This window comes from Candidatus Jidaibacter acanthamoeba, from assembly GCF_000815465.1.
Taxonomy (GTDB): domain Bacteria; phylum Pseudomonadota; class Alphaproteobacteria; order Rickettsiales; family Midichloriaceae; genus Jidaibacter; species Jidaibacter acanthamoebae.
Genome location: NZ_JSWE01000214.1, coordinates 1 through 6,041, shown reverse-complemented (window position 1 = coordinate 6,041; position 6,041 = coordinate 1). Strand labels below are relative to the sequence as shown.

The 6,041-nt window shown below is 32.5% G+C and carries 8 protein-coding genes and 1 pseudogene; 7 read left to right on the top strand and 2 right to left on the bottom strand.

What is annotated here, in order from left to right; genetic code table 11:
* The 7 genes from NF27_RS10070 to NF27_RS10045 form a co-directional block, all read left to right on the top strand.
* A partial coding sequence (locus NF27_RS10070; protein ID WP_204367897.1) for an ATP-dependent DNA helicase occupies positions 1-1,590 on the top strand: 1,590 nt, incomplete at its 5' end.
* Positions 1,591-1,593: 3 nt separating this feature from the next.
* A complete protein-coding gene (locus NF27_RS10065; RefSeq protein ID WP_039459199.1) occupies positions 1,594-1,842 on the top strand; it encodes a hypothetical protein in 249 nt (82 codons plus the stop codon).
* A gap of 111 nt (positions 1,843-1,953) precedes the next feature.
* Complete coding sequence (locus tag NF27_RS10060; protein ID WP_039459197.1) at positions 1,954-3,393, top strand: tetratricopeptide repeat protein; 1,440 nt, start codon at positions 1,954-1,956, stop codon at positions 3,391-3,393.
* Positions 3,394-3,828: 435 nt separating this feature from the next.
* The gene (locus NF27_RS13345) at positions 3,829-3,942 is read left to right on the top strand and encodes a helix-turn-helix domain-containing protein (protein WP_410518035.1); all 114 of its coding nucleotides are present in this window, start codon (positions 3,829-3,831) and stop codon (positions 3,940-3,942) included.
* A gap of 114 nt (positions 3,943-4,056) precedes the next feature.
* A complete protein-coding gene (locus tag NF27_RS10055) occupies positions 4,057-4,335 on the top strand; it encodes a type II toxin-antitoxin system RelE/ParE family toxin (RefSeq protein ID WP_039459194.1) in 279 nt (92 codons plus the stop codon).
* A gap of 10 nt (positions 4,336-4,345) precedes the next feature.
* Positions 4,346-4,648 carry a HigA family addiction module antitoxin gene (locus NF27_RS10050; protein ID WP_053332780.1) on the top strand — a complete coding sequence of 101 codons (303 nt, stop codon included), beginning with the start codon at positions 4,346-4,348 and terminating at the stop codon, positions 4,646-4,648.
* Between the two features lie 130 nt (positions 4,649-4,778).
* A complete protein-coding gene (locus tag NF27_RS10045) occupies positions 4,779-5,042 on the top strand; it encodes a hypothetical protein (RefSeq protein WP_152606907.1) in 264 nt (87 codons plus the stop codon).
* Positions 5,043-5,161: 119 nt separating this feature from the next.
* Here NF27_RS10045 and NF27_RS10040 read toward each other — a convergent pair.
* Together NF27_RS10040 and NF27_RS12650 are read right to left on the bottom strand one after the other, a co-directional pair.
* Positions 5,162-5,428 (bottom strand): annotated as a pseudogene (locus NF27_RS10040) (LexA family protein); the annotation flags it as partial.
* Between the two features lie 277 nt (positions 5,429-5,705).
* Entirely contained in the window at positions 5,706-5,855 is a 150-nt protein-coding gene (locus tag NF27_RS12650) for a DUF4113 domain-containing protein (RefSeq protein ID WP_084212954.1), read from the bottom strand.
* Positions 5,856-6,041 lie beyond the last annotated feature (186 nt).

Sequence of the window (6,041 nt, the reverse complement as noted above, 5' to 3'; positions counted from 1 at the left end):
TTTGTAAAGCGGTGTCAAAGCTTTGAAATGAGGGAGAAAGCTAAAGATCCGAATTTTCAAATGAATGACCAACAAAGAAAAGCATTGAAACATATACTTACCTCTAAAGATAAAATTATAGCTATAGAAGGGTTGCCTGGTGTCGGAAAATCAACCGTGTTAAATGGGGTAAGAGATATTTCGGGAAGGAAATTTATCAGTCTTATCGGGTGGGGTGAAAAGTTTCAAGGTAATGCTCCAACTGCTTCAGCAGCTAAGACATTAAAAGAGTCTGCTAAGCTTAAGGAAAGTAACACCCTGCATAGCTTTTTAGGCAAGTATAACGGATATTTAGAAGGAAGAGGAACAAAAGAGTCTTTAGCTATTAAGAAAAGAGAATTTAAAAAGACAGTTTTGTTTTTAGATGAAAGCTCATTAGTTTCAACCAGGATTATGCATAGCTTACTAAAGTTACAAGATATGTTTGGATTAAAGCTGGTAATTACTGGCGGTACCGAGCAGCTAAATGCAGTTGAGGCAGGTAAGCCCTTTGAACAGATTTTATCAGTTATCCCTTCAATAAAGCTTAACCAAATTGTAAGACAAAAAAATAAACTTCATAAGGAAGCAATTATAGCTGCTGCGAAAGGAAATATTGATAAAACTTTTAAAGTACATGGCGATAGAATACAAAAAGCAGGTTATGATACGGAAAAGTTAGCTGAATCGGCTATTGGTTGGTATAAGGCTTTACCTAAAGAAACAAGGGAACAAACATTACTTACTGCCAATACTAGAAGGCTTAGAGATGAAATTAACGAGGGAATAAGAAAACGTTTAACCATATCAGGTGAGTTAAAAAAAGAAACAATGGAGTTCTCGGCTTTAAAGCAGATGGACTTTACCATTGCAGATCATAAGTTCGCTCCTTCGTTCGGTAAAGGAAATATAATAAAATTTAACAAGAAATATAAAAACGGTATTAATGCAGGAGATTATTTAAAAGTCGTCAACATTAATGAACTAACAAATAGCTTAACATTAGAGAAGGGAGGAAGAAAGATTTTATACTATTTAAAGAAAGAAGTTAATTATGAAAACAAGTTTGAAGTATTTCATGAGGTAAAACTACAGCTACAAGAAGGCCTTAAAATTAGATTTACTAAGAATAATAATCAACTTGGGTTGGTTAACTCTGAAACGGCTAAAATTGAAAAAATATATAAGGATAAGATAACTTTAAAGCTGGAGGACGGTACAGTAAAAGAATTATCTAAAGAGCACTTAAAGCATATAGATTACGGTTACTGTACTACTATACATGCGTCCCAAGGAAAAACGGTAAAAGATAGTATAGCGGTACTTAATCATAATGAATGGCTTAATAACCAAAAAGCATGGTGTGTAGCTATTTCACGTCATAAAGAAAACTTTACTGCTTTAGTGCAGGATAAGGATAAGTTATATAAATGCTTATTAAATAATAAAGGAGACAGGTTATCCGCTCTGGAATTAGTCTCAGGCAGTGCTACAGAGCAGCCGCAAAAGGACTTGCAGATGAAGCATAATAATATTAAAATGGGAAGTAAAGGAATACAGATAGAAGCGTAAAGCATGAATACCAGAGAAAAGTTATGTAAGAAAATTGATAACTCAAGATACTTAGGAAAGATAAGCAAAAAAATACTTAAGTGGATTGTTATGAATATTGAGTCTACTGGGGAAAACCATTCGTTTACTGTAAGCACATCAAAATATGAAGCTGATAATTTATTCTGTACCAGCAATCAGGATATTATCTGTGACCCAGCTAATAAATGTTTTACTATTAATATTTATAATAATTCTCAGTATCATTATTAATTAAACCTCTTAATTTAACAATTCTTATATTGTAACATTTTTGATAATGCCCTTTTACTAAGGAAGCTTATAAGCATTTAATGTTTACAAATTGTTAATTAGGAGTTTCTTATGACTAAAACAATATACGTACCACAAGGATATTGTGCAAGACTGATACCTACATCAGAAAGTTATGATATCGGGGGTCTTTATACAGATGGCTTTTCAACATGCAATATACTAGCTTGTATTAGTGAAGAGGAAGTTATTTTGGCTCATGTGGACAACCTGACTTTAATGTTTTGGAATGAAAACCTAGGGCAAGCAATTAAACAAATTAAAAACCTAAAAGAAATTATAATTATTTCTCGTGAAAATGAAAAACATGTAAATGAAGCATTAATTAGTTTTATAAACTTTATTGGTTTTCAATCATTAATAGTTAAAAAAGAAGTAGATATAAATCACGGCGGCATTTATATTTCATTTAATAAACAGAATGATAGTGATATTCATCCTAATATTACTAAATACCCTAGAAGTAGAGAAGGTTTAGAACTGATACATCATCCGCAAGAGCAGCAAATTGAAGCAGTACAAAAAATACACCAAATTGTAGGAATGAATGCTAAATTCAATGCACAAAATATGCCTAAGAAAAAATTTTTAATATTTGATGGCCAGGCATGGGAGCCAATGGATAAGGTAGAATTAACAATTGATACTTCTAATCAAATTACGAAAGAAGAAATGAATTTTATTAGTAAAGAAGCCCCATTTATTGAAGTAGCTGGCAGGTTAATTGGAATAGCGGAAAGTATCAAAAATAAAGTACAAATTATAACTCCTCCTAAAGAACTTAGTATGCAAGTAGCATTTTATATGGAAGGGTACTTAAATCAATATAATCACTCTCTTTTATTTAAAAGAAATTTAAAAGAAATTATTGATAATATCACTGCTAAACCTCAAACAAAAGAAGATAGACGTTTGAAAAAAAATCTAAACACAATATTGATTAAAGATAATGATATTTTTTCAGAAGTTAACAATTTATGTAAATCTTATAAAGAAAATGCTCCGGATAATCAGTTTAAGACATATATTACCATTGATATTAAAGATTTGTCTGAGATGTATCTTAAAAGAAAATATTATCATGATTTAAAACAATTATACCAAGAATTTCAAGAAACAGCTCTGCGTCTTAACAAAGAAGGGTTTGATTGTTATCAAGCAAAAAATTTTAGTAGAGCTACACAATTATTTCGCTCCGCAATTAAATACTTTACTTATTGTAGTTCAAAAGATAACCCTAAACTAGCTAGTGTTTATTATAGCTGTGGGAGATCTCATCAACAATTAGGGGAATACGATGAAGCAAAATTTTTCCTTAATACAAGCTTAACATTAAGAGAAAATTATATTGAGCCAAGGCCACGAGCAGAAATTGAAAGAACAAAAAAGGCAATTGATGAGTGTATAAGAGCTCAAGAACAATCATCCACTATATGGGTTGAGTCTTCCTCCAACCGCGCTAGTAGTAATTCTCAGGGGTTAGGTAAGTAAAGAATTATAATAAGCTATATACACGTAGCTATACAGCTTAAACTAAGATTCTAAAAGAGTTCCAGATGAATGTATGTCAAGGTGTATACAAAACAATATAAAGATGTATGCACTTGTATGTACTTAGATAACACTAGGTTATACCTAGCTTACAGCCGATGCACCTATGGGTGCGATTGGTGTGATCAGGATTGATCAGGATTTTTAGTCCTGATTTCTTTCTCGGCTATGCCGTCGTCTTTTTAAGTAGGTTATTAACTAGAGTAATTGTTAGTAGTTACCAAGATAAATAAAATTAAGCCTTAGTGGCGATTGAACGAATTAGAAAGGATATGAAAGAACAAGAGCAGGTTTAAATGCTGCTAGAGATAGAGGTAAAAAAGGCGGAAGAAAAAAGATACTTGCTTCAGACCCAAAAGTTCTAACTGCAAAAAAATGTATCAAAACCATAATATGAACATTAATAATATTTGTAATATTTTAAAGATTTCAAGAGCTACCTTTTATCGATATCTAGCTATATCTGACAATAATATTTCCTTAGAGTAACTTTTCGTTCCATTGATTGTCAAACCCCTAAAATAACAACGATACCTGCTTGTTATGCTTTACATAATGCATACTACATGATAATATTATGGTATACAAAAAAAATGAATAAGTATGATAAAGAGTTTTGCTAATAGTAAGACTGAAGCTTTGTTTAACGGTAAATTTGTAAAGCAATTTTCTTCATTTAAAGAACAAGCGGAGCGCAAATTAGTAATGATCGATGCAGCACATAGCTTAGAAGATTTGAAAGTTCCGCCGGGTAATAGGTTAGAAGCATTAATTGGGGATAAGAGAGGGTTTTACAGTATAAGAATAAATGATCAATGGCGCATTTGTTTCCGATGGCTTGAAGGTAATGCTTACCAGGTTGAAATAATAGATTATCATTAAGGAGAAGATTATGCAAAATAAAATGAGACCGATACATCCGGGAGAGATTCTTAAAGAAGAATTTTTGGTACCACTTAATATGAGTGCAAATCAGTTAGCAAAAAATATAGGGGTACCGACAAATAGAGTCACTGAAATATTGAACGGTAGAAGAGCAATAACGGGAGATACTGCATTAAGGCTTTCTAGGTTTTTTAAAACAACCCCGGAATTATGGATGAATTTACAGTCCATTTATGAATTAAGAGATGCTGAGATGCATATAAATAGAAATACATATGACAATATAATGCCTTTTTCCGAATACCAATAAAATATATAAGCAGTTAAAATATGTCGGATTGACATTTAGCTATGAAATTTATAAGTTAGATCTCATTTAATATTGGTAAATTTAATTTATGTATAAAAAGTTTATATTTGTTTTCTGTGGGGTATTTAGCTTGCAAAGTAATATTGCTTATTCTTTTGACACTGCTACAATGATAGCTGCAAGAGATAAATTGTTTAATGCTATTCCAACTATTCCTAATAAAGACTGTGCATATTTTATACTTCAGCAAATTGTAGTAGGTAAGACAAGAGCTGATCTGTCAGTAAATACTTGTTACAAATTATCAGACAGAGAATTTGAAATAGCATATAAAATCGCTCACGAGAAAAAAACTTTTGAAGCATTTAAGGAAATGTGGGCACTAGAAGAATAAATTACCTCGAATTAGCTCATAAATTGTTAGTATCCGGTAATAAGGTAGTAAAGGTGAGGGAGCGCGCCTCCAAAAAGCGCCGTAGCGACCTCACCGCAATAACCTTTTATTCATAAGTACTAGAACTTATGAATAACCGCGGTAGCTATACCCCATATTACTATACCTGGAGTGGTTGTAACATTGATTGAAGTGTAGTTATCATTCTCGGGAAGTAGAAGTATAATACCGTTATCATTATAATATCTTCTTATTATCAGCTCTCCCCCGTATGTAGCAACCACAACTTGACCATTCTCAGGAGTGATGCTTCTATCTACGACAACCAAGTCCCCGATAAATATACCTATACTAATCATTGCATCACTGACTGTACGCATGAAATAAGTAGCGGGGGGTTTTTAACTAAGTAACCGTTAAGATCAATAAGGTCGTCTATAAAGCTATCACCGAATGTAGGAGAACCTGCGGAGACTTTAGAGATAAAGGAAGGTAAAGAGTAAACGTTATTACCTGAAGCAGAGAAGTCCTCCTCTACAAGCTTAACTCTATCCTTATCGTCATCTCTATCTTTGCCCCAAGTCAGCTCAATAATGTTTGAGTTAATCAGAAGCTTAGTAAACTATCTTCTGAATAATTTAAATATGCATATTATTATAATAACTACCCTACTCCCTTTAATTCATCCCACCTGGTAGTATATCTGGGTGATAGTAATTCTGCCTTTACCTTCCATTCCTTCTTTATCCCCTCGGCTGCATGTTGTATAGTGCCTCTGCCATACTTCTTGTTTAGCAGATCAACCGCCTGCATTAATGCTTTTGATCTGGTCTCATGGGTATGGCTGTATTCTTCTAGTATATCTTGCTGTAGGTAATTATCTTGTACTATGTTAAAGGGTATTATAAATATTTATAATACCCTTATTTCTAACTAGTTTAACTGCTTCTTCTTTAAATTCCTTACTATATTTCCTCAGTTTACTCATTCCTTTCCTCT

What these genes read in the sequence shown, in the direction of transcription:
- NF27_RS10065 (WP_039459199.1), top strand. Translation starts at nt 1,594, where the DNA reads ATGAATACCAGAGAAAAGTTATGTAAGAAAATTGATAACTCAAGATAC.
- NF27_RS10060 (WP_039459197.1), top strand. Translation starts at nt 1,954, where the DNA reads ATGACTAAAACAATATACGTACCACAAGGATATTGTGCAAGACTGATA.
- NF27_RS13345 (WP_410518035.1), top strand. Translation starts at nt 3,829, where the DNA reads ATGTATCAAAACCATAATATGAACATTAATAATATTTGTAATATTTTA.
- NF27_RS10055 (WP_039459194.1), top strand. Translation starts at nt 4,057, where the DNA reads ATGATAAAGAGTTTTGCTAATAGTAAGACTGAAGCTTTGTTTAACGGT.
- NF27_RS10050 (WP_053332780.1), top strand. Translation starts at nt 4,346, where the DNA reads ATGCAAAATAAAATGAGACCGATACATCCGGGAGAGATTCTTAAAGAA.
- NF27_RS12650 (WP_084212954.1), bottom strand. Translation starts at nt 5,855, where the DNA reads ATGCAGGCGGTTGATCTGCTAAACAAGAAGTATGGCAGAGGCACTATA.